The following is a 26180-nucleotide window of genomic DNA, read 5'->3' on the forward strand; positions in this document are numbered from 1 at the left end:
GAGTCTACGCCCCCCCGTTGTCCGTCTGTCGTTTCTCGAAGAAACGTTTGATCAGGATCTCGCCGCCCACGATGAGCACCAGGGCCACGGCGGCAAGCGCGCAGGCGTAGACGGTCTCCCCGTCCTCGTTGAGGGTATAGATGGCGACGCCGATCGTCCGGGTCGTCGGTCCGTAGAGCAGAACGGAGGTCGTCAGCTCGCGGAGCGCCGGCAGGAAGATCAGGAAGAACGCCGCGATCATGCCCGGCCGGATCAGGGGAATCACCACGTCGCGCAGGGACTGCCACGGAGTGGCGCCGCTGGCGCGGCTGGCCTCGACCAACGAGTCGTGCACCTGCTCCAGCGCGGCGCTGTTGGACTTGAGCGAGAAGGCCATGTAGCGGGCGATGTAAGCGACGAAGATGATCCATGCGGTATTGTAGATGTTCACCCCGAAGCGGCCGCTCCAGGTCAGGATCACCCCAAGCGCGATGACGGTGCCCGGAAGGGAGAAGGGAAGCATCCCCAGGAACTCCAGGAACCATTTTCCCCGCACCTTCATCTTTACCAGCACGTAGGAGATGATCCCGCCCGCCAGCATGGTGACCAGGGCAGCTCCGAGCGAAAGATAAAGGGAGTTGAAGATGGCGTCCTTGGTCAGCTTCCACTTGAACAGGACGTACCGGAAGTTGTCGAGCGTCATGTTCTCCAGCCGGATGGGAAGCCCGTAGGTCTTGAGCAGCCCGACCAGAAAGATCGTCACCGTCGGCATCACCACCGTGACCAGCAGGTAGACGACGCAGAGCGTGAACAGCGGCAGGCGCAGGCCGCGGAGTTTCAGCACCGTCGGACGGACGCTCTTGCCCGCGATGATCTGGAACCGCCCGGACTTCACCACGCGGTTCTGGGCATAGAGGATCACCGCCGCCGAGATGACGAGGATGACCGACATGACCGTCGCCGCCCGGATGGCCGTGAAGCTGCCCGCGCTCTGGTGGATGAGCTCGTAGATCTTCGTGGGTATGGTGTAGATCCCCACCTCCGTCCCCAGGATGGCCGGGGTGCCGAAGTGGGCCAGAGAGTACAGGCAGACCAGCAGCGCGCCGCTGACCACCGAAGGAAGGATCAGGGGGATGGTGATCTTGCGGGTGATGGTGAAGAGCCCCGCTCCGGAGATGCGGGCGGATTCCTCCAGGGTGGGGTCCATCCGTTCGAGGGCCCCGCTGACCTGGATGAAGACGAAGGGGAAAAGGTACATGGTCTCGATGAGGACGATCCCCCAGAAGCTGTAGACGTTGAAGAGCGGCGTCCGCGTGCCCCAGAGCTCCATCCACAGCTGGTTGATGTAGCCCGCGCGGGGCGAGAGCAGCATCTTCCAGGCCAGGGCTCCGATGAACGCGGGCAGCATGAAGGGAACGGTGAAGAGGACCTTCATCGTCCGTTTGAAGGGCAGGTCCGTCCGCGTGACGAGCCACGCAAAAAGCGTTCCGACCACCGTGCAGGCCACGGTGACGCACAGCGCAAGCTGGAGGGACATGCTCAGAGCCTCGAAGGTGTCGGGGCGCCGGACGATCTCCAGAAGGGCGGAGAAATTGAAGCTCCCGTTCTCGACGAAGGAGGTCCAGAAGATCAGCAGGACGGGAAGGGCGACGACGACGATCAGAATGAGGATGGAGAGTGCAAAGAGCAGCTCCGCGATCCCCCATTTTCCGGACCTATTCATGGATACCCGCCCCCTCCATCGTGTCTGCGTCGAAGATCAGAGGATTGGCGATGCGGACCCCCACCACGTCGCCCTCCCGGAAGATCAGGTTCTCGCCGATGGCCCGGTGCGTCTCGAGCTGTACCCTCAGCTCCCGGCCGTGAAGATCCAGCCTCTGGTCCACGATGGGGCCAAGAAGGTTGACCCTCCGTACCGTGGCGCGGGGAAGCTTGGAGTCCGGCTGGGGGTCGCGGACGAGGTCGACGTCGGAGGGGCGGCAACCCAGGATGGGGGCGGCGGGAAGAAAATCGGGCGCCTTCGCCAGCAGGGCGTCGGTCCCCTCGAGGTAGACGTAATCGTTCCGGAAGTCCACGGGAATCATGTTGGAGACGCCCATGAACCGAAACACGAAGGCGTTCGACGGATATTCGAAGACCTCCTCCGGCGTGCCGATCTGGCAGATGCTGCCATTCTTGTCCAGGACGGCCATGCGGTCGGAGATCGCCAGAGCGATCTCCTGGTCGTGGGTGACGTAGAGCACCGTGATGCCCTTTCTGCGCTGGAGCTCGCGGATCTCGAAACGCATCTCCTCGCGGAGGTTGGCGTCGAGGTTGGTCAGGGGTTCGTCCAGCAGCATCAGCCTGGGCTCGGCCACCAGAGCGCGGGCCAGGGCCACGCGCTGCTGCTGACCGCCCGAAAGCTGATAAGGCATTCGGTTCTCGAGCCCCGAGAGGTTGACGCTGTCGATGGCATCCTGCGTACGCTCCTCCGCCTCCTTCCTGCCGACCTGCTGAATCTTGAGGGGATAGAGGACGTTCTCCCGGACGGTCATGTGGGGCCATACGGCGTAGTCCTGAAAGACCACGCCCAGGGACCGCTTGTCCGGGGGAACGGCGATCCTGTCGGCCGGAGAGGACAGGACCTCGCCGCCGATGCTGACCGTTCCGGAGTCGGGCTGCTCGAAGCCGGCGACCATCCGAAGCAGTACGGTCTTCCCGCAGCCCGAGGGGCCGAGCAACGTAAAACACTCCCCGTCCCGGATCGTCAGATCGAGATTCCGGAAGACTATCTTGTCGCCATAAGCCTTGCGGACATTTTTGATGGACACCTCCGCCAAATTGCACCACACCTTCCTTAAGCAGGTGACCGCCCTCCACGAAGCGTCGGTCTCGTGGGACGTATCGATCGCTTCCGTCGAGGCGAAGCCCCATTAAAGCCCACGGCCGACCGGATCGGTGCACTACGTTTCCCGGTCGTCCGCCCATGGGCCCGGCCTCGACGTAAGCGGGGGCTCAAACCAATTTTTTTGTTGTCAGGAGAAAAACCCCGAGCGATGCCGCTCGAGTCGGATGTTTACAAAAACGGCCGCCTGCCTGAGGCGGCCTTTCGTCTTCTCCGAAAGAAACGGCTACTTCTTCGAGGGACGCAGGATCTCCGTGAATTTCTTGATGCTCTCCTCCTTCGTCGCGCTGAGCGTCTCGAAATCCAGCTTGACCGCCCGCTGGACCGCTTCGTGCGGGTTCGGAAGCAGGCTGTCGGCGGGAAGCTCCACATCCGCCCTCACGGGCAGCGTCCCGTTCGCGGCGATGATCGTCTGGGCCTCCTTCGACAGAAGGAAATCGACGAACCTTTTCGCGGCCTCGAGGTTTGGCGTCCCCTTCATGATGGCCACGGGGCTGGGGAGCATGATGATCTCCTGCGGGTAGACAAAGCCCAGGGTGGCGCCCTTCTTGATCTTGTCGATCGTGATGTAGTCCACACCGATGCACGCCAGAAGGTCTCCCATGGCCGTGTCGTCCACCACCTGGCCCGAGCCCTGGCCGATGCGCGCGGCATTGTCCCGGCAGGCTTCGAAGAACTCCCAGCCGAACGTCTGGACCAGCGCCACCACGCTGCCGTAGGCCGTCCCGGAGAGCGCGGGGTTGGCGATTCCGAAGGCGTCCTTGAACTCGGGTTTGTGCAGATCCTTCCAGGACGCGGGCGGGGTCTTGATGAAACGGTTGTTGTAGGCGATGGCCAGGGTTCCGTTTCGAACGGGCGTGAAGTACCCCTCGGGCTCCACAACGGGGCTTTCCACGTACTTGGCCTCAGGCGAGATATAGGGCTCCAGCACGCCCTCCCTCTTGAGCTGATAGAAGTCCGGCACCTCGCTGTGCCAGAGGACGTCCACCGTGAGCTTGCCCGACTCGCGCTCGGCGGCGATCTTGGCCATGAGCTTGCCCGCCCCGGCGGAGTAGTAGTCGAAGTCGACGTCGGGGTTGGCCTTCACGAACGCCTCTTTGAGGGCGCCGATGAGGGACTCCTTCATGGACGTGTAGACCGTCAGCTTGCCGCCGGCCCATGCCGCGGATACGGACAGAAGCAGGATGACGACGAGGAGTGCGAGCTTCGCATACTTTTTCAACGTGCATGACCTCCTTGTTTTTCTTGTTTTTTCGGGGCGCCCGAGACGCCCCGCAGGTTCGGGATACCGTTGGGGCCGCGGGGAACGACAACCCGCCGTGCGGACGGGTGCCGCCCCCTCCCCTCAAAAGAGCCAGAACTCAGAGGGCCGAGAAGGCCCGGTCCAGATCCGCCTTCAAATCCTCCGCATCCTCCAGCCCCACGGACAGACGTATCAGGCCCTTGGATATTCCCGCGGCGGCCTGCTCCTCGTCGGAGAGGGCGGAGTGCGTCATGGACGCGGGATGCTGGATCAGGGATTCCGTGTCGCCGAGGCTGACGGCCAGAGTCCAGAGCTTGGTGCTGTTGATGAACTTCTTGCCGGCCTCGAAGCCGCCCTTGAGGTCCATGGCGATCATCGCGCCGAAGTATTTCATCTGCTTCCTCGCCAGCTCCTTCTGCGGGAAGCTGTCCAGACCGGGATACCAGACGTGCGCGACCTCGGGACGCTTCTCCAGGAAACGGGCGATCTCGAGCGCCGTCTCGCAGTGACGGGGAACCCGAACGTGCAGGGTTTTCATGCCCCGCAGCATCAGATAGGCGTCGAAGGGGGACATCGTGGCGCCGGTGAGGTCCTTGAGCCCCTCGCCCTTCACCCGAGCGATGAACTCCGCGCTTCCCACGGCGGCCCCCGCAATGACGTCTCCGTGCCCGTTGAGGTACTTCGTCACGGAGTGGAGGACGACATCGGCCCCGAACTCGATCGGACGCTGGATCACCGGGGAACAGTACGTGTTGTCGACGATCAGCAGGGCTCCCGCCTCGTGGGCGATTTTCGCGAGCCCCTCCAGGTCCGCGATCTCCATGGTCGGATTCGCCGGGGACTCGCAGTAGATCACCCTGGTGTTGGGCTTGACTGCGGCCTTCACCGCCGCCAGGTCCGCCAGGCTCATGAAGGTGACCTCGATGCCGAAGCGCGGGAAGTGATGGTTCATCAGGGAATGGGTGCATCCGTAAATGGAGTTTGCCGCAATGACGTGGTCCCCGCCGGATAGGGCGGTCCAGAGCACGGAGGCGATGGCGCCCATCCCGGAGGAGGCGACCGCCGCGGCCTCGCCGCCCTCGAGTGCGGCCAGCTTCCGCTCGACCGCCGTGTGGTTGGGATTGCCCAGTCGGGTGTAGATGTAGCCCTCCTCCTCGCCCGCAAAGCGGCGTGCGCCCTGATCGGCATCCTCAAAGGCGAAGGTCGACGTTTGATAGATCGGGGTGTTCAGGGCACCGGTCACAGGGTCGGGACAGGTACCGAAATGAACGCACTTCGTGCCAAAACCTTGTGCTGCGTGGGACATCATAAAGCCTCCTTGTGGGTGCGTCGGGTGGACCGGAAACATGCAAAGGCATGACGGATGGTACACCGGTTCGTTATTGTATCGTTTTTTGAGGAGCGGCGCCAGAGTAGCGGGCGGCCTCGCCGACATTCCCGCAGCACCTTCGAAAACCGTTCTTCCGTTCCTTTGGCCGTCGGCCTCGAACCAAGCGTGATTGTCCCGGCCTTCCGCCCCGCACTTTGGTAGAATAAAAAAAACGCCGGCACCGCCCGTCGATGCCGGCCTTGCGACGAAAGGAAGGAAGCCCATGTCCCAAAACGTCCCCGGCCTCTCCATCCGCGCCCTTCTTGCAATCCTGCTTCTGTGCGCCCCTTCGTGCCTGCCCGATCCGGCCCAGGCGCGTGAGGTCAAGGTCGTCATCGATTACGACTACAACGACGCCCGGGACTTCCATGAAGGGCTCGCCGCCGTAAAATCCAACGATGCATGGGGGTACATCGACCACCTCGGGCGCATGGTCATTCCCTTCGTCCATCGGGTTCCCGAGGCAGGGTCCTTTTCGGAGGGGCTCGCCTTCGTCGGAGACCGTTTCATCGACGCCTCCGGCAGGGAGGCGTTCGATGAAAGGACCTTCCAGGACGCAAAATCCTTCTCTCAAGGGCTCGCGGCGGTTAAGAGCCATGGGCGGTGGGGATATATCGATACGGCCGGAAAGTTCGTCATTCCCCCCAGCTACGAGGCGGCGGGCCCCTTCTCTCAGGGGCTGGCCCCGGTGCGCAAGGACGGACTCTGGGGCTACATCGACATCGGCGGGCGCATGAAGATCCCCCCACAATACCTCAGGGCGGCTCCCTTCCACGAGGGCCGGGCCGCGGTGGAGATGCGGGGCCTGTCCGGCTACATCGACCTCTCCGGCAGAGACCTCGTCAAAGCATCGTTCGACGAGGCGGGCCCGTTCGGCAACGGGCTGGCTCCGGTCAGGAACGCCTCGGACTATCGGGGCTGGGGGTACGTCGATTCCAGGGGGCGGCTCTCCATCCCCCATCGCTACAACGCCGCCGGCCCGTTCCGGGAGGGGCTGGCCCCCGTCGCCACCGACGCGCGATGGGGGTACATCGATACTCTGGGACGGCTCGTCCTGGACGCGCAGTTCGATGAAGCTCGTCCATTCCATGAAGGGCTCGCCGCCGTGAGGCTCGAGGACAGGTGGGGATACATCAGCGTACGATAGCGGCCTCACGCGGCCCTTTCATCGGCCTCCAGACAAGCCCCGGTCAAGCCGCTTAAGCGATCTGCTCCGCTCGCCTGCGGCTGCGCCTCGGCTCCCGGGCAGCCTGCTTATACGATGAAGCTCGTCCATTCCACGAAGGGCCCGCCGCCGTGAGGCTCGAGGACAGGTGGGGATACATCAGCCGAGGGCGACGGCAAATACCGCCTCCAGGACACCGCCCCCCACCGAGAGGGCCTTGTCCGAGATGGAGAAGCAGTGGGACCGCACCGCGCGTGGATCGATGTCGCCGATCTTCATGCCCGTCCGCACGGGAACCGTCGGGTGGATCAGGCCGCGCAGCACCCCGCCGATCCTGGCGAGCACCGGCTTATCGTTCACGAACCCCAAGACCTGCCCGGCCTCGACGAGATCGCCGATCTCGGCTCGAGGCACCATCAGGCCGTCGTCCGGCGCACGAACCAGGCGATCCGTCGTGGCGCCGCCGATCTCCCCCGGCACCCCCGTGTCGGGAGCCGCCTCCCCCCTGACGATGACGCGCCCCAGATCGTGACCGCGCAGCGTCTCCACCACCGCATGAACGTCCCGTGGAGCACGAAATCCCGGACCGACCCCAATGACGCGCGGCGCCATATCACGGCTCGTTCCGACGTTGCGCTTGGCCATGATGGCGTCGATCAATACGTCGGGGTGCAGATCCGCCAGACATTCCCCCTGCGGGTCCACCAGAACCCCGACCGTCCCGTCGCCGGGGAGCTCCCGCGCCGAGCCGAGCCGGCGCGCCGGCATCCCCTCGACGACATGCTCCCCGTCGAACACCGCCTGAGCCACGGAAACCGGACGGCGAATGACCATGGGACGCGCCGTCTCGAGCACCAGCAGCCTGAAGCCCGTCCGCCACAACCTGTAGATTATCCCCGTGGCAAGATCGCCCCCGCCGCGCACCACCGCCAAACCCATGAGGCATCCCCTTCCCCTCCGCGTCGTTTTGTTCCGGCACGTATTTCCCAAAAGATGCGGCGTTTTTTTTCGATCGGCGAAAAAGCGCCGCAAAAAGTTGATGCAAACGTAACGATCTCCGGTAGAATAGATGGAGAAAGCGCTTTCCTCCTTCGAAGTTCAGTTTATTATAGAAGGAGCGATGGGAATTGGAAAGTTCCGGTCAGTACCGCGATATCCAGATCATAAAAGCGGACCGTTCTCCGTCGCGCAGCCGGACCGCCGGAACGTCCGCAAAGAAGGGGGTTCTCAATTGTCCAAGTTCAAGATCATCGGTACCTCCGTGCCGAGGCTGGACGGCATGCAGAAGGCCACGGGACAAATCCGTTTCGTAAACGACTACGATCTTCCCGAACACTGGGTCGGCGGAATCGTGCGGTCCCGGGTGCCCCACGGGATTCTCAGGGGCTTCGACAGGGACCCCTCCTTCGATTGGTCTCAGGTCACGTTTCTGACCGCAGCCGATATTCCGGGCGAGAATTTCGTCCATATCGTGCGCGACGATTATCCGGTCCTGACGAACGGCCACGTGACCTACGTCACGGAGGCTCTGGCCCTGATCGCCGCGCCGGACGAGCGGACCCTGCGAGCGGCGATGGCCGCGACGACGCCTCGGATCGATCCGCTCCCCGCAGCCCTGACCATGGACGAGGGGCTCACGGCCAAGGTCAAGGTCTGGGGCGAGGACAACATTCTGGACGAGTATCACGTCGAATGCGGCGACATCAAAAAGGGATTCGCCGAGGCGGACCTCATCCTCGAGGGCTCCTACGAGACCGGCCTTCAGGAACAGATGTACCTGGAGACTCAGGGGGTGGCGGCCATCCCCCATCCGGACGGCACGCTGGAGATCATCCCGTCGCTCCAGTGCCCGTATTACGTTCAGAACGCCGTGGTCCATGCCCTGGCCATTCCCCCGGAGAGGGTGCTCATCCGTCAGCCCGCCACGGGCGGCGGTTTTGGGGGCAAGGAGGACTACCCCTCCATGATGGCCGTATGGTGCGGTTTTCTGGCCCTCAAATCCGGACACCCCGTCAAGCTCATCTACGACAGAAAGGAAGACATCGAGAGCACCCCCAAGCGCCACCCCTCGAAGGTCCATCACAGGATGGGATTCAAGAAGGACGGGACCATCGTGGCGATGGAGATCGATCTGTTGCTGGACGGCGGCGCCTACACGACCCTGACCCGCGTGGTGCTCCAGCGGGCCACCCTGCATGCCGCCGGGGTCTACACCGTTCCTCACGCAAAGATCCGCGGCCGGGCCGTCGCCACCAATACGCCGCCCACCGGCGCCTTCCGGGGCTTCGGGGCCCCAGAGGCCTTCTTCGCCGTGGAGCGGCACCTGGACCGGGCCGCCCAGAAACTCGGGATGGACCCGCTGGACCTGCGCCTCAAGAACCTCATCCGCAAGGGCGACCTCTTCCCCTTCAACCAACGCATCGAGGAGGGGGCCAGTGCGGAGGCCGTGCTGCTGCGCGCGGCCGAGCTCTCCGGCTACCGGGAGAAGCGGTCCCGCTACGAGGCGGAACGGGCTCTGAACAAGCGCATCCGCCACGGCATCGGCCTGTCCATCGTGATGCACGGCGGCGGCTTCACCGGCAGCGGCGAGGACAACATGGGGACGACCGTGCGCGTGGACTTCCGCGACGGCGGGTTCCGCGTTCTGGCCAGCAGCGTCGAGATGGGGCAGGGGTCGGCGACGATCCTTCCCATGGTGGCGGCCGAGGCCCTGGGCGTGGGGCTGGAACACGTCGTCGCCCCCCCGGCGGACACGAACCTGGTCCCGAACAGCGGGCCCACCGTCGCATCGCGGACCACCATGTTCGTCGGCGCCGCAACCCACGACGCCTGCCGGAACCTAGTCGCCAGGATCGGCGATTTTCTGGCGCAGCAGAACGGTTGCGCCCCCTCCGAGGTCGTCTTTGACGAGGGAAGTTTCTCGGTAAAGGGCCGATCGGTTTCCATCCTCGAAGCGGCGGCGGATTTCGTCTCACGGGAGGGGGAGCTCTGCGCCGATGGGACCTACAAGGGCCCCGCGACCAACAACCCCTGGAACGAGCAGCGTTTCTCCGGAGACGCCTACAAGGGATACTCCTGGCTTGCCACCGTGGTGGAGCTCGAGGTGGACATGGACACCTATGAGGCCAATCCCATCAACACGACCGCCGTAGCGGAGATGGGGCGCGTCATCCACCCCGTCCTCGCCGCAGGGCAGCTCGCGGGCGGGGTGCTTCAGAGCCTCGGATGGGCCCACATCGAGGATCTGACGGTCAACCCCGACGGGGCCTACAGCGCGTCGCACATGAGCTCCTACCTCGTCCCCACGACGCTCGACACGCCCAAGTGGACGATCGACATGATCGAGGCCCCCTCCCCCGCCGGCGGGTTCGGCGCCAAGGGGATGGGCGAACTTCCCTGCAACGGGAGCGCCCCGGCGTTTCTGTCCGCGCTCGACAACGCGCTGGATGTCTTCGCCGAACGGGCTCCGGCCACGGGCGAATACCTGTTCGGGCTTCTGGAGGCCAAGCGGAAACAGGAGGTCAAGGCCGTCGCATCCTGATTCTCGGCCCTGACGCAACCCAAACGAACCAGATCGAGATTTTTCGGGGGGATAGACCATGCACATAGAATTGACCGTAAACGGGGAGCTGCGCTCGGTGGACGTGGACCCCATGACACGCCTGATCGACATCATCCGCGACGACCTGAGGCTCACGGGGACCAAGGAGGGTTGCGGCGAGGGGGAGTGCGGCGCCTGTTCCGTCATCATGGACGGTCACTTGGTGACGTCATGCCTCGTCCCGGCCATCCAGGCCGCAGGGAGCGCCGTCACCACCATCGAGGGGATCGGCACCATGGAAAACCCCAGCGACCTTCAGATCATCTTCAACGAAGAGGGGGCCATTCACTGCGGGTTCTGTACGCCCGGCATGATCGTGGCGGCTCACGATCTGCTCGAGAAGAACCCAGAGCCCACCGAGGACGAGATTCGTCACGAGCTTTCGGGCAACATCTGCCGCTGCACCGGGTACGGGACCATCTGCAACGCGGTCGCCCGCGCGGCACGGGAGGGCTACGGACGCAAGATCCGGCCCGCAGTCAGCCGCTGTCGGAGCAGCCGCCCCGTCTTCACGGAGGAGGAGGCCAGGCGCTGTTTCGCCCCCCGGACGCTCGAGGAGGCCCTGCGGGCCCTGGATGAGCGCCCCGGAACGCTGATCCTCGCCGGGGGGACCGACATTCTGGTCGACATGAGGAGCGGCCGAACGGCGGTCGATTGCGTGATCGACGTCTTCAACATTCCGGAACTTCACAGGATCTACAAAGGGGACGACGGATTCATCCACATCGGAGCCAGTGTGACCAACGACGAACTGGAAAACGATCCGCTGATCGCCGAGCTGCTTCCCGCCCTGGCTCACTGCGCCCGACGCTGCGGCGGGCCGGCGATCCAGAACCGGGCCACCATAGCCGGCAATCTCTGCACCGCCAGCGGAGCGGGCGACCTGCCGGTCGTGCTGCTGGCCTTCGACGCCTCCGTGCTTCTGGCCGAAAGAAACGGCACGGAGCGCATGAGGACGGAGGACTTCGTCGTCAAGTACCGCCAGACGGCCCTCAAGCCCAATCAGATGGTCCAGGAAATTCTGGTTCCCATTCCCGCCCCGGATTCCCGCCAGGTCTTCTTCAAGAGGGGCTCGCGCAAGGCGCTCACGCTCTCCCGCGCCTCGCTGGCCGCCTATCTGGAGCTGGATCGGGATCGCGTCAGGCTCCTGCGCTTTGCCGCAGGGAGCATGTCCCCGACCCCGAGGCGCCTCAAGAAAACCGAGGAGGCCCTGATCGGCAGGACGCTCGACGCCGATTTCGTGGAGAGGGCAAGCGCCCTGGCGGCCGAGGAGATCAGTCCTCGAAAGCAGACCGCCTACCGAAAGAAGATCACGGGGAACCTGGTGCGCCGCTTCTTCGAGGAGATCGTCCGCCTCTGACCCTGCGACGCGGTCGGCGCGTTTCACATCCCTGCTTTGCAGACGCTCTCGGAACCGTCCGGTTGTCGCTTCCGCAAAACCCACGGTAAAATCCCCTTTGCAGCGGTTGCCTTATAGTGTACAATCACACTCATAATTAAATTTTAAGGTCAGACCGGACGAGGGATACTGTTTGATGGTTTGCCTGCTTACATCGACCTCGCGGCAACTTTGGTGAAGCAACTAAGCGACCAACTCAGCTCGCTGCGCTACGGATGTAAGCGATCGACACGGCATCTGCGGCCACAGGCCGCAGAGAGTCGGTCGCCTGCTTATGCTTAAAGGAGGTTTCATTGGATGGATTGGGTAAAGGCTTCTGCGTCGACGCTCGTCTGCGAGGAAAAGGGCACGACCCTGCGGGACGTGGTTCAGGGGATCATGGACGGTGCGGAGACGCCGGAGGAGATCATGGAGATGCTGGATCTGAAGGGCACCGATAAGGGGGCGGACCAGATCCCGGAGATCCTGGACGTCTTCGTCCCCGTGGTCAATGCCTGGAAAAGCGGGGGCTGCGGCGGCGGATGCTCCGGCTGCAGCGGCAGTTGCTGTGGCGAATAGGATAGAGACGGAATCGTCTCCGGACGCTTCCACCACGAGGAGGGGGTAACGACATGGAACGAACGGATATCATAAAAATGAAGGGCAACGCCCTGACCTTGCTGGGACCGGCTCTGAAAGCCGGCGACCGTGCGCCCGACTTCACGGTGCTGGATGCCTCGCTTGCGCCCAAGTCGCTCAAGGATTTCGGAGGAAAGGTCAAGGTCCTCTCGGTAACGCCCTCCCTGGACACCCCGGTCTGCGACCTTCAGCTCCATTGGTTCAACGAGGACGCCGCCAGTCAGCCGGCCGACGTCGTGGTCATGAACATCAGCATGGACCTGCCCTTCGCGATCAAACGCTTCTGCGCAACGGCGGGAATCGAGAGGGCTCTGGCCCTCTCCGACCATCGGGACGCCTCGTTCGGATCGGCCTACGGCGTGCTCATCAAGGAGCTTCGCCTTCTGGCCCGTTCTATCTTCATCATCGACAAGGACGATGTCGTCCGCTACGTCCAGATCGTCCCCGAGCAGACGAACGAGCCGGACTACGAAGCGGCTCTCAAGGCGCTGAAAGAGCTGATTTAGGGCATACCGGACATACGACATGCGACGAGCCGCCCCGGAAGCCCCGGGGGCGGCTCGTCGCGTCTTCACAAAGCGCCTTTCGCCTCAGCGGCGGATGCCCCGTTCCTCGTCCGTGCCCGGAACGAGGGAATCCCAGAACGCCGCGCAGATGCCCGCCACCGCCATGGGGGTCTTCAGAATGGCCCACAGCATCCCGCCGAGGGTCTGGGCCAGCGCGGGGTAGCTCGCGCTCATGAAGAGCTCCTGGTTCTTCTCGACCCACCCGGGAAGGCCCAAGGCCATAAGAAAGGCAAACCCCACGATCAGGACGTTCCTCTGACTGCCCATATCCGCCCGCATCAGCACCTGGATGCCGAGGGCGCCGATGGTCCCGAACAGGGCGATGTAGGCCCCGCCGATGATCGGCGAGGGCATGGTGGCGATGAGAGCACCGAGCTTTCCGACGAAGCTCATGAGGATCAGGAGGACCGCACCGGTCCGCACCACCCAGCGCGACGCCACGCCGGTCAGCCCGATCAGCCCGACATTCTCGGTGTAGGAGGTCGTACCGACGGACCCGAAGAGGCCGGAGAGCGCACAGCCGATCCCCTCGGCCCCGACGCCCCGGCTGATGGTCGCCTCGTCGGGATCGTCAACCCCGGACGCGTAGGAGACCGAATGGTAGTCCCCGATGGACTCGATCATCACGGCAAAGAACCCCGCGACCATGGCGCCGAAGGCGAGCAGGCTGAACTTCGGCGCACCCCAGGGCAGAATCACCCTGTAGCGCAGCCACGGCGCCTCGGCGACCTTGCTCAGGTCGATGTGGGCGGGGTGTCCCGCGGGGAAGAAACCCGACCGGGAGAGCCCCAGACAGGTCAGATAGGTGATGACGATGGCCGAGAGGATCGCGAAGATGTTGACGTACCTGTTTTTGCTGACCAGGCTGAACAGGAAGATCAGGACCACGACCATGAGGGAGGCGGGCCAGTAGTTCGCGGCGTTGCCCTGGATGGCGACGGGCGCGAGGGAGAAGCCGATGGCCATGATCACGGGCCCGATCACCACCGGGGTGATGATCTTGCGGATGACCCCGACGATGCCGCTGTAGCCGATGACCGCCAGAATGATGCCGCCCAGGATCAGTCCTCCGCCGATGTACTGCATCACGACGTCCGGCCCCATCGCCTTGTAGGCGCCGATGACGGTCATCACGGAGGGAATGAAGCTGAAGCTCGATCCCTGCACGATGGGCAGTCCCGACCCAAGCCTGGGGTGCGTCTGAATGAGGGTCGCCACCCCCATGCCGAAGTAGACGCAGGAGATGAACGCCGCAATCTGAAGCGCGTCCATCCCCATGGCCGGCCCGAAGATCAGCGGCACCAGCGTCGTCGCGCCGAACAGCGTCAGCACGTGCTGCGCCCCGGAGAGCAGCATGATGAAGAACGGAGGCTTGTCGTTCACCCCATAAATCAATTGTCTAGCCACAAACCTGAACCTCCCCTGCCAAACTGAATTACTGAATTGAAGAAGGAACCTCGCAACGCCCCGTCACGGGGACACGCGCTCCCGAAAAGCGCGCCGCGTTGTACAATGGACACCAAAACAGGAGGAAGGCCCCCTTCCTCCTGCCCTTGTAATCCTAAACGATGCCGGCCGCCTTTGTCAACTTGAGCGGCGCGGGGCCTTGAGGGGCCTCCTGAAGTTATCTGTGGGGTGATCTCTTGCTCGATCGGAATGCGAACGCCCGCGTCCGCGCCCAGCTGGACGCTGCGGAAAAATTGAGGGATGCGGTGGACTCCCTGCGCTTCGCGGCGCCGGTCGTACGCGTCTACGACCCTCTGGACTATGCGTGGAACGCCTTTGCCGCCTACGTGGAGCGCTACGGGGCAAACCCCAAGCGCGTCCTCTTCCTGGGGATGAACCCCGGCCCCTGGGGCATGGCCCAGACGGGCGTCCCCTTCGGGGAGGTGGCGGCGGTGCGCGACTGGATGCGCATCGACGCCACCACGGGGCGTCCCGCGGACGAGCACCCGCGGTATCCGGTGGAGGGGCTGTCCTGCAGACGCTCCGAGGTCAGCGGTCAACGGCTCTGGGGGCTTTTCAGGGAGCGGTTCGGAACCGCGGAGGCCTTCTTCGCCGAACATCTCGTCGTCAACTACTGCCCTCTGCTCTTCATCGCGGCCTCGCCGCGCAGGAAGGGAGGCGAGGGGGCCCGCAACCTGACTCCCGACAAGCTTCCGGCGGCCGAACGGAGGGCGCTCTACGCGGCGTGCGACGCCCATCTGCGGGCGGTGACCAAGGCGCTCGCCCCCCGCTTCCTGGTGGGGATCGGCACCTTCGCATCCGCCCGTGCCCGGGAGGCCCTGGCAGACGAGAAGGTCGAGCTTGTCAGGATCCTGCACCCCAGCCCCGCCTCGCCTCTGAGCAACAGGGACTGGCCCGGAACGGCGACGCGTCAGCTGGTCGACGCGGGCGTTTGGTGAGTCCGGCATGATGGAGCTGGTTCGGAGGCGCGCTCTGGTGAGCGGCCGCGTTCAGGGGGTGGGCTTTCGGTGGTTCGCCGCCGACCGGGCGGAGCACCTGGGCCTCACGGGCTGGGTCGGAAACCTTCCGGACGGACGGGTGGAGATGGTCTTCCAGGGCCCTCCGGGCCTCGTCGCCGAGATGGAGGACTGGCTCCGCCGGGGTCCCGTGACGGCACGGGTCCGCCAGGCCGTGTTCCACGACGAACGGGTGGAGGAGGACGAGGACGGCTTCAGGGTACGGTAGACCCGATTGGGGAACGATGACATCTTTACTCTAAGACGATTGCAGAGTATCATGAATGGTCAGTGAATACCATGAACTCTCGCATCGCTATTGGATCAAGGAGGAGATCGTACCGTGAAGAAACTGTCGTTCTGCGCGCTGATGTCCCTCTTCGCCGTTCTCGTGCTGGGGCTCTCCGCCCCCGCGAAGGCCGCCTCCGACGCTCCGATCACCGTCGCCTGCATCACGACGGCCCCCCACCTCGACGTCATCACCGAGGACGGCCAGATCGTCACCCTTCTTTTCTTCGCCCTCGAATCCCTCGTGACCACCGAGGAGGACGGCCAGGGAGGCATCCGGATCGTCCCGAGCCTCGCCGAGAGCTGGAAGATCAGCGACGACGGCATGACCTACACCTTCAAGCTGAAAAAGGGCGTCAAGTTCCACGACGGCACCCCCGTCACGACCGAGGACTGGATCTGGTCGATCCTGCGCCTTCGCGATGCGGGGCCCGAAAGCCCCTGGACCCACCTGGCGCGAGCCGTCAAAGAGGTCTCCGCTCCCGACGAGGAGACGCTGGTCATCTCCCTGTCCGAGCCCTACGCGCCCTTCCTCTCCAACCTGACGAATCCCGCCCTCGCCGTGCAGTCCAAAAAGCACTTCGACAAGGTCGGTGCGGAGGCTTTCCGGGACAGCCCCATGGGCACCGGCCCCTACTACTTCGCCGAGTGGGAGCTGAACCAGCGCTACGTTCTGAAGAAGAACCCCCATTACCACATCGAGGGCAAGCCCATAGCCAGCGAGTTCCGCTTCATCGTCGTCCCGGACGACAATACGCGCATCATGCAGCTTCAGGCCGGAGAGGTGGATGTGGTCAGGGACCTCCCCCACAACCGCATCGACGAGCTCGCCTCCTACCCCGGGCTGGCGGTGGATGCGGCCCCCTCCACGGAGCAGCGATTCGTCAACTTCAACGTGACGTTTCCCCCGCTGGACGACGTCAGGGTCCGCAACGCCCTGCGTCTCGCCACCGACAAGCAGGCCATCATCAAAATGGTGCTCTTCGGCCACGGCTCTCCGGTGTTCGGAGTCTTTCCGCGCGTCGACGCCTTCTACGACAAGAAACTGAAGGACCCCGGCTACGACGTCGAAAAGGCCAGGGCCCTGCTGAAGGAGGCCGGACAGGAGAAGGGCTTCAAGCTGGAGATGATCTACAGCTCCGGAAACACCGTCCTGGAGAACATCGCGACGGTGCTCAAGGAGCAGTGGGCCAAGATCGGCGTCGATCTTCAGCTCGTCCCGCTGGAGGGCCCGACGGTCAGCGCCGCGTTCCAGAACCTGAAGCACCAGGTCACGATGCTGCGCTGGTCCACGGACACCGCGGACCCCGTGGGGCTCACCAGTTTTATCGCCGATTACGACGCGAGCCACGGCTTTCATACGGGCTGGAGGAACGCACGGGTCACGGAGCTGGCCCATGCGGCGGAGAAGGAGCTGAACGAGGACAAGCGCCGGGCCATGTACGAGGAGATCCAGCAGATCCTCTTCGACGAGTGCCCCCTCTACCCCCTCTACCAGAACGTCTACCCGGTCGCCCGAAAGGACAGCGTCCACAACTTCAGGTTCTCGGGCCTGTCCCGCTACGTCTTCATGGACGCCTATAAGGACGAGTAGCCTCCCGTCGTGAAGGACTGACCAACGCCATACGGGCCCCTGCGTCCCCGCTCCCTTCTCCAGGCGCCGGGGCCCGCTCGTTTCGAGGCTGAATTTCCGCCGCCACCGTATCGGATCCGCAGAATATGCGTAAGGGAAGTGTGCCGTCTTGAAGCAATTCAACTACATTCTGAAGCGCGTTCTGCAGATGATCCCCGTCCTCCTCGTGGTGACGGTCGTGGTCTTTCTGCTGATCCACATGCTTCCCGGCGACCCCGCCCGAACGCTTCTGGGCGAACGGGCGACCTATGCCCAGGTGGAGGCGCTCCGGGCCAAACTGGGCCTGGATCGTCCCCTCCACGTTCAATACGGAATTTTCCTGGGGCAATTGCTCCGGATGGACCTCGGCAATTCCGTGCTCTTCGGCGTTCCCGTCGCCGAGCTCCTGCGAAAGAGGCTGGCCCTGACCCTGAGCCTCACGTTGCTCTCGGGCGTCATCGCCCTTTTCCTGAGCCTTCCGCTGGGCTACCTTGCGGGGTCCAGAAAGGACGGCCTCGCAGACCACCTGATCCGCACCGGAGCGCTCGTCGCCCTGTCCGTCCCCGTCTTCTGGGTCGCCCTGCTGCTCATGATGCTCTTCGCCCTCAAGCTGGGCTGGCTGCCCGTAGGAGGCTGGGGGCGCACCCCCATGCAGCATCTCAGGGGGCTGATCCTGCCCTCGTTCACCCTGTCCCTTTCGACGACCGCACTCCTGGTCCGGAACCTGCGCAACAACGTCGTGGACATCTCGCGCAGCGACTACGTGGACTTCGCCCGCAGCAAGGGGCTTCGCGAAAACGTCGTCCGCGCGCGCCACATTCTGCGCAACTCCATGATATCGACGGCCACCCTGCTCTCGATGCAGCTCGCCCATATGCTCGGCGGCAGCGCCATCACGGAGACGGTGTTCAACCTGCCGGGGCTCGGGTCCCTGATGATCCAGGCCATATTCGGCCGGGACTACGCCGTGGTCCAGGGGGGCGTCTTCGTCATAGCCGTCATGGTCCTGCTGGTCAACCTGCTGACCGACATCCTCTACTCGATCCTCGATCCGCGGGTCACCCTGGAGTAGGGCCATGGAACACACTCATCCGCTTTCGGGAGGATACAGGAGGCTCAGGGCCCTTTCAGGGAGTCCCTCGTTGATCGTGGGGATGGCGATCGTCGCTCTGATGGTCGTGATGGCGCTCTTCCCCGCAAGCATCGCCACTCACGACCCCAACGCCCAGAGCGCGGACGCCATACTGCTGCCCCCATCGGCCGAGCATTGGTTCGGCACGGACAACTTCGGGCGCGACCTGTTCTCACGGGTCGTCTGGGGAGCACGGATCGACCTCCAGCTGGGGCTCGTCGCCATGATCGTCCCGTTCGTTGCGGGCTCCCTCATCGGGCTTCTTGCAGGCTACTACGGAGGCTGGGTCGACGCCCTGCTGATGCGGATCCTGGACATCTTTCTGGCCTTCCCCTTCACCCTGGTCGTCATCGTCATCGTCGCCGTGATCGGCCCGGGTACGGCCAATCTTTACATCGCCATGTGGCTCGTGGGGTGGAGGACCTACGCGCGCCTTATCCGCAGCGAGGTGATGGTGATCCGAAACGCCGAGTTCGTTCAGGCCGCACGCGTCCTCGGCTATTCCGATGCCCGCATCCTTCTGCGGCACGTCCTGCCGAACGTCATCGGCTCCTGCATCGTCTACGGCGCCTCGGACGTCGTGATGTGCATGCTCGCAGGGGCCGCCATGAGCTTTCTGGGGCTGGGAATCCAGCCCCCCACCCCGGAGTGGGGGGCCCTGATCTCCGGCGGCAGGCCCTTCATCGCAAAAGCGTGGTGGCTGACCGCCCTGCCCGGCCTGTGCCTGGCGGTCGCGGGGACCGGCTTCAGCCTTATCGGCGACGGTCTTTCCGACCTGCTGCGCACCAAGGGGCGCTAGGAGGCGAGACCGATGTCCGACGTTCTGCTGGAGCTCAGGGATTTGAAAACGCACTTCGTCACCCGGGAGAGCACCGTCAAGGCCGTGGACGGCGTCAGCTTCTCCGTCCGTCGCGGGGAGACCTTCGGGCTGCTCGGGGAATCCGGCTGCGGCAAGAGTGCCGCATGCCGCAGCATCACGCGCCTGATCAACCCTCCGGGGCGCATCGTCGGGGGCGAGGTCCTCTACGAGGGCAGGGACCTGCTGAAGCTCCCCGCGGAGGAGATGAGGCGCATCCGGGGACGGGAGATCGGAATGATCTTTCAGGAGCCCATGACGGCACTGAACCCCGTGCTGCCGATCCGCACCCAGATCTTCGAGTCCCTGGACCCGCGGATGAGCAGGGCGCAGAAGCGGGACCGCGCCCTGGAGCTCCTGCGCCTGGTCGGCATCCCCTCGCCGGAAAGGCGGCTCGACGAGTACATCCACCAATTCTCGGGCGGCATGAGGCAGAGGGCCATGATCGCCATCGCCCTGGCCTCGAGCCCCCGTCTCCTGCTCGCCGACGAGCCCACGACGGCGCTCGACGTCACCATACAGGACCAGATCATGAAGCTCATCGGAGGGCTGAAGGAACGCATGAGCATGAGCGTCATCCTGGTCACGCACGATCTGGGCGTGGTCTCGCAGATGTGCGACCGCGTCGCCGTCATGTACGCGGGACACGTCATGGAGCTCTGCGACACCCTAACCCTTTTCTTCCGCTCCCGCCATCCCTATACCCGGGGGCTGCTCCGCTCCCTGCCTCGGGGAAAGGGCACCCGCCAAAAGCTCCAACCCATAGCGGGAACGCCTCCCAACCTGGCCGACCTGCCGCCCGGCTGTCCCTTCGCGCCGCGCTGCGAGATGGCCGAGGAGCCCTGCAGGGCCGGGCTGCCTCCCCTGACCGAGATCGCAGCAGGGCACCACACGCGCTGCCGCCTTCACGAGAAACTGTCCGACGGGAACGGGCTCGCCCCGTCGCCGAGAGGAGCGTGACCGGACATGAGCGAAGCGGAAAAGGTGCTGGTCCGGATACGGGGCCTGAAGAAGCACTTTCCCCTGAAACAGCCCCTGACGGACCTTCTGTCGGGAAGGCCACGGGAGGTCCTGAAGGCCGTGGACGGCGTCGACCTCGACATCCATGAAGGCGAGAACCTTGGCCTGGTGGGGGAATCGGGATGCGGCAAGAGCACCCTGGCCCGGACCCTCGTCCGGCTCCACGATCCGGACGAGGGCTCGGTGCTGTTCGAGGGCAGGGAGATCTCCAGGATGGGCGCCCGCGAGCTGCGCGGGGTGCGCAGGGACCTCCAGATGATCTTTCAGGACCCCTATTCCTCGCTCAACCCGCGCATGTCCGTACGCGATACGCTCATGGAGGCACTGACGTTCCACAAGGTCTGCCCCCGTGCGGAGATGCCCGAGCGTCTTCGGCAGCTTCTCGCGCTGGTCGGCATGGGCATGGAGGCCGCGGACCGGCTGCCCGGGGAATTTTCCGGCGGCCAACGTCAGCGCATCGGCATCGCGCGGGCCCTGGCCCCGTCCCCCCGCTTCATCATCGCGGACGAGCCCGTGTCGGCCCTCGACGTCTCGATCCAGGCGCAGATCATCAATCTTCTGGAGGAGCTCCAGGAGCGGCTGAACCTCACCCTCCTGTTCATATCGCACGACCTCCGCGTCGTGAGGCACATCTCGCATCGCGTCGCGGTGATGTACCTCGGCAGGATCGTCGAGTTGGCGGAGACCGAGGCGCTGTTCGAGCGCCCGGCGCATCCCTACACCGATATTCTCCTGAGGGCCGAACCGCCGCTCGACCCCAGGGTCCGAAGCGTGGAGACGGCGATCTCGGGGGAGCTGCCCAGCCCCATCCACCTGCCGCCCGGCTGCCGCTTCCATCCCCGATGCACGCATGCCCGAAAGGACTGCGCCGAACGATCCCCCAGCCTGAACGAGATCGAAAGGGGGCGCTTCGTCGCCTGCCATTACCCGCTTCTCAGCTAGACACCCCGCTTAAAGGCTCTCCAGCTCTTTTGCCAGGACCATCAGCCGATTCCGCTGCGCCACGGCATAGCGGTCGAGGACGAATCGTGCCTTGTCGGTGAGCCCGCCCCCGGCCAGAGCCGCCAGGGGCAGGGAGAGGCCGGGCACGTACCCGTCCCCCATCCGAAAGTCCTGAAAATAGGGCGCACGCTGGCAATAAAGGGCCTGGTTCAGCCTGCGGATAGCGCGCAGACGCTCCTTCAGGCCGCCCTTGCCGGCCAGCCGGCCGCGATTGCGTCTGAAGACGTCCAGTACGGGGCGCAGCGTGATTCCCCGGCCGTCCAGCTTCTCGAGTTCGCCGATCAGACGATCCCACAAGGCCCCGTCGTCGGGAAGCCAGCCCGGCTCCAGAATGCGCAGGGTGCCCAAGGCGTAAAGCCGGCAATCCTGCATCAGGACCTCCATGTCGTGCTTGCCGAAGGTGTCCTCCTCCGTATGCCACCACCACGGCATGGCCCCCGCACCGCTGCCGTGGGGGGAGCCGGGGACGAGCTGGGAGGACCAGATGAAGCACGACGACACGCCGATGTTGTAGAAGGATTGGTCGTAGGAGTTCACCGGCCCGACATGCTCCCCGTCCTGGCCGGTGACGTCGCGGACCGCGCGCCGTGCCAGCGCCATGAAGTCCGGCGTCGCGGCGACCTGCGAAAAATCGTCGGCCCCCTTCGACCCGGGAACGTCCGCATTGACGTAGCACAGGCAGTGCTCGTTCAGCTCGTCGAACCGCTCGAGCGCGTAGTTGGAGGAGCCCGCATACTTGGAGAACTCGTGCCCCGACCACCAACAGAAGCGCAGGCCGAACGGCCGCTTCTTCAGGCGCGCGAAACGCAGGGCGAGGGCCAGCATCAGCGCACAGCCGGTGCCGTTGTCCGTCGCCCCGTGGTGTTTGGCGTCCATGTGGGCCCCCAGGAGGATGAAGTAGGGGGAATCCCCGGGGAGGAACGCCTCCAGCAGGGGAAGGGCCTTGACCTCGGATCGGGAGCGGCCGCGGAGCTCGATGTCCAGACTGCCCCCCTCGGCGAGTGCGATCAGCCGTTCCCCGGTCGGCCGATCGACCGCAAACACGGGGATCCTCGGATACAGCTCGACGTCCTCGGGCAGGGCCGCCCCCCACCCGGCGCAGACGGCGCTCTCGTGGATGACCGTCTCGTCGCCGTAGGGCCAGCAGAAGACATAGGCCAGGGCCCCGCGCGCACAGGCGTCGCGGATCGCGACGGCGGAGCGGGTGGTGCTGAGGACGATCCGCCCCTCGAGGTCCCGTCCGCTCGGACTCGTGCGGTCGGCAAACCAGGCGATGGAGTCCGGGGGAAAACGGTCCGGGGAGACGAAGACCGCACGTCCGCGAACGGGCTCCTCCCAGGCATCGGGCGAATACCCCCAGATCTTCGCCGGAAGGGAATCCTCCCGCCCCCCGGCCCAGAAGCGCATCCGTGCCTCTCCGAAGGCGAACGTCCACGCCGGGAAGGCCGTGCGCACCGTATCCACACCATGCGCCTCCAGGCGCCCGGCAACATACGCGTGCGCCTCCGCCTCCCCCGGGCTCCCCGAGGGCCGCTCGTACCGCGAGATCTCCTCGAGGTCCCTCTCGACCGCCCCGGCATCCAATCCGGCCAAAAACTCCCGCTCCGCGCCGTTCAACATCGTCGTCCCTCCAGGATTGTCCTCGGCAACAATATTTCTTCCCACGCCCCGCCGGAAGGGAATCCCCCCCTGCACCAGCAAAAGGCCCCGCCCCTTCCCCAACGGGCCCGAATTTTCCAAGTGCTTCCGGCCCCTTCGGACTCGGGAGCAAGATTGTTTTTCCGTCCAAATTGTAGCGCAAAACCGGCCCGCGTCACATGAACGACATAAAACCAGTATCCAACACGATCTCCGGCCCATGAATCGGACAAGGAAAAACCCTGAGCGAGCATTGACAAGGCGACGCTCCGGTCATAATATTGTGCGCAACTCGAAGGGCCTCATCCCTGCGCCAGAGGCCCTTCATACTTCGATACCCGGGAGGAATCGGTGATGAGTACGCAACAGAACCAAAAGGGCAGCTTCCTGACATTCTTCATGAACTACGACTGGTACAAGAAATACCTCTTGCCCGGCTTCATATCCCAATCCGTACTCATAGCCGGCGGATACGGCACGGGACGCGAGCTGGTGGAATACTTCGTCCAGTACGGTCCCAAGGGAGGACTCATGGGCATGGGCCTGACCTTCCTCATCTGGGCCGCATTCTTCGCCCTGACCTACGAATTCGCCCGCGCCTTCAGGGCCTACGACTACAAGACCTTCTTCAAGGCCTTGCTGGGGCCGGGGTGGATCGCCTACGAGATCGCCTTCGTCGTCCTGCTCTTCCTCATCATGGGCGTTGTGGGCGCGGCCTCGGGAAGCATTCTGAAGGACTCCCTGGGGGTCCCCTCCCTCATCGGGTCGGGCATTTTCCTCTTGTCCGTGGCCTACCTGACCTTCAACGGCAGCAAGGCCATCGAGGTCGCCCTCTCCTGGTGGTCCTACATCCTCTACATCGTCTACGTCGTAGTCCTGGTCCTGGCTTTGTCCCGCTTCGAGAAAACGATCGCCGCCAACTTCACGGAGGGCCTCGTAAAGCCGGGGTGGGCTCTGGGAGGCTTTCAGTACGCCTTCTACAACATGGCCGTGACCTCGACCGTCCTGTTCGCGCTCAATTACCTCGAGAGCCGGCGGGAGGCAATCTTGGCGGGCATCATGGCGGCCTTCATCAGCATGATCCCCGCGCTGTTCCTGTACATCGCCATGATCGGGATCTATCCCGACGTGCTCTCCGTGGAGATCCCCTCGAACGAGATCATCGCCCGATTGGGGACCCGGTTCCTCCTGCCCCTCTGGATCGTCGTGCTCTTCGGGACCATGATCGAGACGGGAGTGGGCTTCTTCCACACGATCAACGAGCGCATCAACGCGACCCTGATCGCCAGGAGGGGCATCGGCATGAACCGGACGTCCCGGGCCGCCGTAGGCGTGCTGCTCGCACTCGTCGGGATGGCCATCTCGAACTACGGTCTGATCGGCCTGATCGCAAAAGGATACGGCACGATCAGCTGGGCCTTCTTCATCCTGCAGGGCGTGGGGCTGTTCACGCTGGGTCTCTACAAGCTCGCCAAAAAGGGCGCGAACTGACCCCTATTCGCAAACAGCCTTCGTCTGAGAACGGCCCTTCCGGATTCGGAGGGGCCGTTTTCTCCTCAAAAGCCTCAAAGGGAAGCCAACCGTTGCAGGAACGCCTCCAACTGGCCGGGAGCGGGCACTCGAAGTCGGGCGGCCCGTTCGTCCAGGTCGAAGAAGCCGACGCCGGGTTCGCAGGCGATGCCCGCTCCTCCCAGCAGACGGAAGAGGTCCCCCTCCTCCAGGGACAGGAGCATGATCGGCACCCGCAAGTCCGTTTCAGCGAGGGCCCAGCCCCTCTTCTTCCCGATGCACCCGACGATCCTCTCCTTCGCCTCCCGGACGTACTGCCTGGATTTCTCGATGAAGGCGGCGTCGCGCAGAACCTCCCGGGCCATCAAAGCCGCCGGCGTGGTGATCACGAAAGGCGGCTGGAGCGTTCCGAACGCCTTGACGAGCCCGGCGTCCCGGGCCACTGCGAACCCCACGCGAAGCCCCGCCAACCCCATCCCCTTCGAGAAGGACCTGCAGGTGACGAGGTTCGGAAGGTCGAGACAGGCCGCGGATTCCTCGTCCGGGATGAAATCGCCGTACGCCTCGTCCGAGATCACCCAGCAGCCGAGCTCCAAAGCCCTCCCGGCGACGGAGCGCAGGGCTTCGAGAGGCAGGAGCTGCCCCGTGGGATTGTTGGGACGATCGAGATAGAGCAGGGCGGGACGCTGCCGTTCCATCTCCGACAAGAGCGCATCGGGCGATATCGCGCAGTGCGGCGTCTTCATGGGAAGACGCAGGTATTCCGCCCCCCTGAAGACAAATTGAAGCGCTCCTTCCGTAAATTGGGGCGAAAACCCCAGGAAGCGATCTCCGGGGCCGGTCAGCAGCTGGGCCAGAACGGTGAGCACCCCCATGGATCCGCCCCCCAAAAGGATATTCCCGGCCTCGACACGCCAGCCGGGATGGGATGCTACGATGCCTTCCTTCAGCGATCCGGGCTCCGGCTCGGGATAGGCGTCCAGGGCCAGTCCGCCGAAGCCCTCGAGCAGCGAACGCAGAGAGCCCGCCATTCCCAGCGGATTCGTACCCAGCGCGCAATCGATGATTTCGACTCCGTCGGGGTAGGGCGCCGGCCCCACGGAAGCGTATCCCTGTTGCTGCGCCGATAAAAAACGATTCAAAAGCCTTCCCTTCCACATGCACCTTCACCTCGATGGCAACAGGGAGGGGTCTTGGGCAACGTCCGTCGACGGGCCGCATCGGCCGATCCCCTCCCCGGTTTGCAAAAATTTTCCTCAGCGTTCCAGTCGCTCTCCCTGGCGCGTCAGCTCCCGCGCGATGCCGTAAAAGCCTCTGCGCACCGTCGGCAAAGGCTCCATCCCGACATACTCGTCGACGACATGAGCGAGGTTCTCCAGGGAGGGGCCGAAACCGACGGTCGGGATGCCCGCCTCGTCCCGCGACCGTCCGCACTTCTCCGAAACCCACCGCCAGCCTCTTCCACGGGCTTTGCCCTCTTCAATCCCGGATGGGCTTAAAGGCTGAAATTTTCCATCATTTCAGCGCGAGGCCGAACCTCGATCTCCATGATCCCGAGCGATCGGAAGCCAGAACAAACAAGGCTCTCAATGTACCCGAAGGAAGTGAAACCGGCTCCAGACCACAGGCAAAAAGAGCACCTGACAGGGACTGTTTGGAAAACAGCGCTAAGCTCAAGTCGCCAGGCCCAAAACCACCATCTGCGGAGCATGAAGGGAACTACGCCGTACAGACCGCCCACAATCGACATGGAGACGACGGGATCGTTGCGCAACTATTTTATCTACTTTTTAGTATAGCACCACTTGAATACCGACTCATCTTCATGTACACTTTT

Annotated in this window: 21 protein-coding genes; 13 read left to right on the plus strand and 8 right to left on the minus strand. The window is 64.2% G+C overall.

Features of this window, described 5'->3' with window-relative positions:
• Positions 1-4: 4 nt before the first annotated feature.
• The 4 genes from EII26_RS04485 to EII26_RS04500 form a co-directional block, all read right to left on the minus strand.
• Positions 5-1702, minus strand: coding sequence for an ABC transporter permease (locus EII26_RS04485; RefSeq protein ID WP_124887957.1), 1698 nt, complete (start codon positions 1700-1702; stop codon positions 5-7).
• Positions 1695-2789, minus strand: a complete 1095-nt coding sequence (locus EII26_RS04490; RefSeq protein ID WP_233572608.1) for an ABC transporter ATP-binding protein — start codon at positions 2787-2789, stop codon at positions 1695-1697. The genes EII26_RS04485 and EII26_RS04490 overlap by 8 nt, the downstream gene beginning before the upstream one ends.
• 300 nt (positions 2790-3089) lie before the next feature.
• Positions 3090-4085, minus strand: a complete 996-nt coding sequence (locus EII26_RS04495; RefSeq protein WP_124887959.1) for an extracellular solute-binding protein — start codon at positions 4083-4085, stop codon at positions 3090-3092.
• 139 nt (positions 4086-4224) lie between these two features.
• On the minus strand, positions 4225-5412 hold the full coding sequence (locus tag EII26_RS04500) for a trans-sulfuration enzyme family protein (protein ID WP_124887960.1): 1188 nt from the start codon (positions 5410-5412) through the stop codon (positions 4225-4227).
• A gap of 286 nt (positions 5413-5698) precedes the next feature.
• On the opposite strand from EII26_RS04500, the gene EII26_RS04505 reads away from it, so the two are divergent.
• Positions 5699-6622: a WG repeat-containing protein gene (locus EII26_RS04505; protein ID WP_124887961.1), complete on the plus strand. Its 924-nt coding sequence runs from the start codon at positions 5699-5701 to the stop codon at positions 6620-6622.
• 177 nt (positions 6623-6799) lie between these two features.
• Here EII26_RS04505 and yqeB read toward each other — a convergent pair whose 3' ends face one another.
• Entirely contained in the window at positions 6800-7579 is a 780-nt protein-coding gene (gene yqeB, locus EII26_RS04510) for a selenium-dependent molybdenum cofactor biosynthesis protein YqeB (RefSeq protein WP_124887962.1), read from the minus strand.
• A gap of 292 nt (positions 7580-7871) precedes the next feature.
• Here yqeB and EII26_RS04515 point away from each other — a divergent pair, with 292 nt between their 5' ends.
• The 4 genes from EII26_RS04515 (at position 7872) to tpx (ending at position 12764) form a co-directional block, all read left to right on the plus strand.
• A complete protein-coding gene (locus tag EII26_RS04515; RefSeq protein ID WP_233572609.1) occupies positions 7872-10181 on the plus strand; it encodes a xanthine dehydrogenase family protein molybdopterin-binding subunit in 2310 nt (769 codons plus the stop codon).
• Between the two features lie 58 nt (positions 10182-10239).
• Positions 10240-11601 carry an FAD binding domain-containing protein gene (locus tag EII26_RS04520; protein ID WP_124887963.1) on the plus strand — a complete coding sequence of 454 codons (1362 nt, stop codon included), beginning with the start codon at positions 10240-10242 and terminating at the stop codon, positions 11599-11601.
• A gap of 336 nt (positions 11602-11937) precedes the next feature.
• Complete coding sequence (locus EII26_RS04525; RefSeq protein WP_124887964.1) at positions 11938-12198, plus strand: hypothetical protein; 261 nt, start codon at positions 11938-11940, stop codon at positions 12196-12198.
• Positions 12199-12251: 53 nt separating this feature from the next.
• Entirely contained in the window at positions 12252-12764 is a 513-nt protein-coding gene (tpx, locus tag EII26_RS04530) for a thiol peroxidase (RefSeq protein WP_124887965.1), read from the plus strand.
• Between the two features lie 84 nt (positions 12765-12848).
• Here tpx and EII26_RS04535 read toward each other — a convergent pair whose 3' ends face one another.
• A complete protein-coding gene (locus EII26_RS04535) occupies positions 12849-14180 on the minus strand; it encodes a uracil-xanthine permease family protein (protein WP_124888007.1) in 1332 nt (443 codons plus the stop codon).
• 287 nt (positions 14181-14467) lie between these two features.
• Here EII26_RS04535 and EII26_RS04540 point away from each other — a divergent pair, with 287 nt between their 5' ends.
• From EII26_RS04540 to EII26_RS04570, 7 genes are all read left to right on the plus strand, one after another.
• Positions 14468-15229, plus strand: a complete 762-nt coding sequence (locus tag EII26_RS04540; RefSeq protein ID WP_124887966.1) for a uracil-DNA glycosylase family protein — start codon at positions 14468-14470, stop codon at positions 15227-15229.
• Positions 15230-15236: 7 nt separating this feature from the next.
• On the plus strand, positions 15237-15515 hold the full coding sequence (locus EII26_RS04545; protein WP_124887967.1) for an acylphosphatase: 279 nt from the start codon (positions 15237-15239) through the stop codon (positions 15513-15515).
• A gap of 114 nt (positions 15516-15629) precedes the next feature.
• Positions 15630-17168, plus strand: coding sequence for an ABC transporter substrate-binding protein (locus EII26_RS04550; protein WP_124887968.1), 1539 nt, complete (start codon positions 15630-15632; stop codon positions 17166-17168).
• Positions 17169-17316: 148 nt separating this feature from the next.
• Positions 17317-18258: an ABC transporter permease gene (locus EII26_RS04555; RefSeq protein WP_124887969.1), complete on the plus strand. Its 942-nt coding sequence runs from the start codon at positions 17317-17319 to the stop codon at positions 18256-18258.
• A 4-nt stretch (positions 18259-18262) separates the two neighbouring features.
• Positions 18263-19117, plus strand: coding sequence for an ABC transporter permease (locus tag EII26_RS04560; protein ID WP_124887970.1), 855 nt, complete (start codon positions 18263-18265; stop codon positions 19115-19117).
• A 12-nt stretch (positions 19118-19129) separates the two neighbouring features.
• A complete protein-coding gene (locus EII26_RS04565; RefSeq protein WP_124887971.1) occupies positions 19130-20134 on the plus strand; it encodes an ABC transporter ATP-binding protein in 1005 nt (334 codons plus the stop codon).
• A gap of 6 nt (positions 20135-20140) precedes the next feature.
• On the plus strand, positions 20141-21136 hold the full coding sequence (locus EII26_RS04570) for an ABC transporter ATP-binding protein (protein WP_124887972.1): 996 nt from the start codon (positions 20141-20143) through the stop codon (positions 21134-21136).
• Positions 21137-21145: 9 nt separating this feature from the next.
• Here EII26_RS04570 and EII26_RS04575 read toward each other — a convergent pair whose 3' ends face one another.
• On the minus strand, positions 21146-22816 hold the full coding sequence (locus EII26_RS04575; RefSeq protein ID WP_158612156.1) for a M28 family peptidase: 1671 nt from the start codon (positions 22814-22816) through the stop codon (positions 21146-21148).
• A gap of 372 nt (positions 22817-23188) precedes the next feature.
• On the opposite strand from EII26_RS04575, the gene EII26_RS04580 reads away from it, so the two are divergent.
• Positions 23189-24325, plus strand: coding sequence for a YkvI family membrane protein (locus tag EII26_RS04580; protein WP_124887974.1), 1137 nt, complete (start codon positions 23189-23191; stop codon positions 24323-24325).
• Positions 24326-24399: 74 nt separating this feature from the next.
• On the opposite strand, the gene EII26_RS04585 is transcribed toward EII26_RS04580, so the two are convergent.
• Positions 24400-25485, minus strand: a complete 1086-nt coding sequence (locus EII26_RS04585; protein WP_158612157.1) for a pyridoxal phosphate-dependent aminotransferase — start codon at positions 25483-25485, stop codon at positions 24400-24402.
• Positions 25486-26180: the final 695 nt, after the last annotated feature.

The sequence above is a fragment of the Fretibacterium sp. OH1220_COT-178 genome, assembly GCF_003860125.1.
GTDB lineage: Bacteria > Synergistota > Synergistia > Synergistales > Aminobacteriaceae > CAJPSE01.

Bases quoted from the DNA above. Each gene is read 5' to 3' on its own strand.
- tpx (WP_124887965.1), top strand. From the start codon at position 12,252: ATGGAACGAACGGATATCATAAAAATGAAGGGCAACGCCCTGACCTTG.
- EII26_RS04500 (WP_124887960.1), bottom strand. From the start codon at position 5,412: ATGTCCCACGCAGCACAAGGTTTTGGCACGAAGTGCGTTCATTTCGGT.
- EII26_RS04575 (WP_158612156.1), bottom strand. From the start codon at position 22,816: ATGTTGAACGGCGCGGAGCGGGAGTTTTTGGCCGGATTGGATGCCGGG.
- EII26_RS04560 (WP_124887970.1), top strand. From the start codon at position 18,263: ATGGAACACACTCATCCGCTTTCGGGAGGATACAGGAGGCTCAGGGCC.
- EII26_RS04520 (WP_124887963.1), top strand. From the start codon at position 10,240: ATGCACATAGAATTGACCGTAAACGGGGAGCTGCGCTCGGTGGACGTG.
- EII26_RS04545 (WP_124887967.1), top strand. From the start codon at position 15,237: ATGATGGAGCTGGTTCGGAGGCGCGCTCTGGTGAGCGGCCGCGTTCAG.
- yqeB (WP_124887962.1), bottom strand. From the start codon at position 7,579: ATGGGTTTGGCGGTGGTGCGCGGCGGGGGCGATCTTGCCACGGGGATA.
- EII26_RS04535 (WP_124888007.1), bottom strand. From the start codon at position 14,180: ATGCTGCTCTCCGGGGCGCAGCACGTGCTGACGCTGTTCGGCGCGACG.
- EII26_RS04505 (WP_124887961.1), top strand. From the start codon at position 5,699: ATGTCCCAAAACGTCCCCGGCCTCTCCATCCGCGCCCTTCTTGCAATC.
- EII26_RS04525 (WP_124887964.1), top strand. From the start codon at position 11,938: ATGGATTGGGTAAAGGCTTCTGCGTCGACGCTCGTCTGCGAGGAAAAG.
- EII26_RS04565 (WP_124887971.1), top strand. From the start codon at position 19,130: ATGTCCGACGTTCTGCTGGAGCTCAGGGATTTGAAAACGCACTTCGTC.
- EII26_RS04485 (WP_124887957.1), bottom strand. From the start codon at position 1,702: ATGAATAGGTCCGGAAAATGGGGGATCGCGGAGCTGCTCTTTGCACTC.
- EII26_RS04570 (WP_124887972.1), top strand. From the start codon at position 20,141: ATGAGCGAAGCGGAAAAGGTGCTGGTCCGGATACGGGGCCTGAAGAAG.
- EII26_RS04580 (WP_124887974.1), top strand. From the start codon at position 23,189: ATGAGTACGCAACAGAACCAAAAGGGCAGCTTCCTGACATTCTTCATG.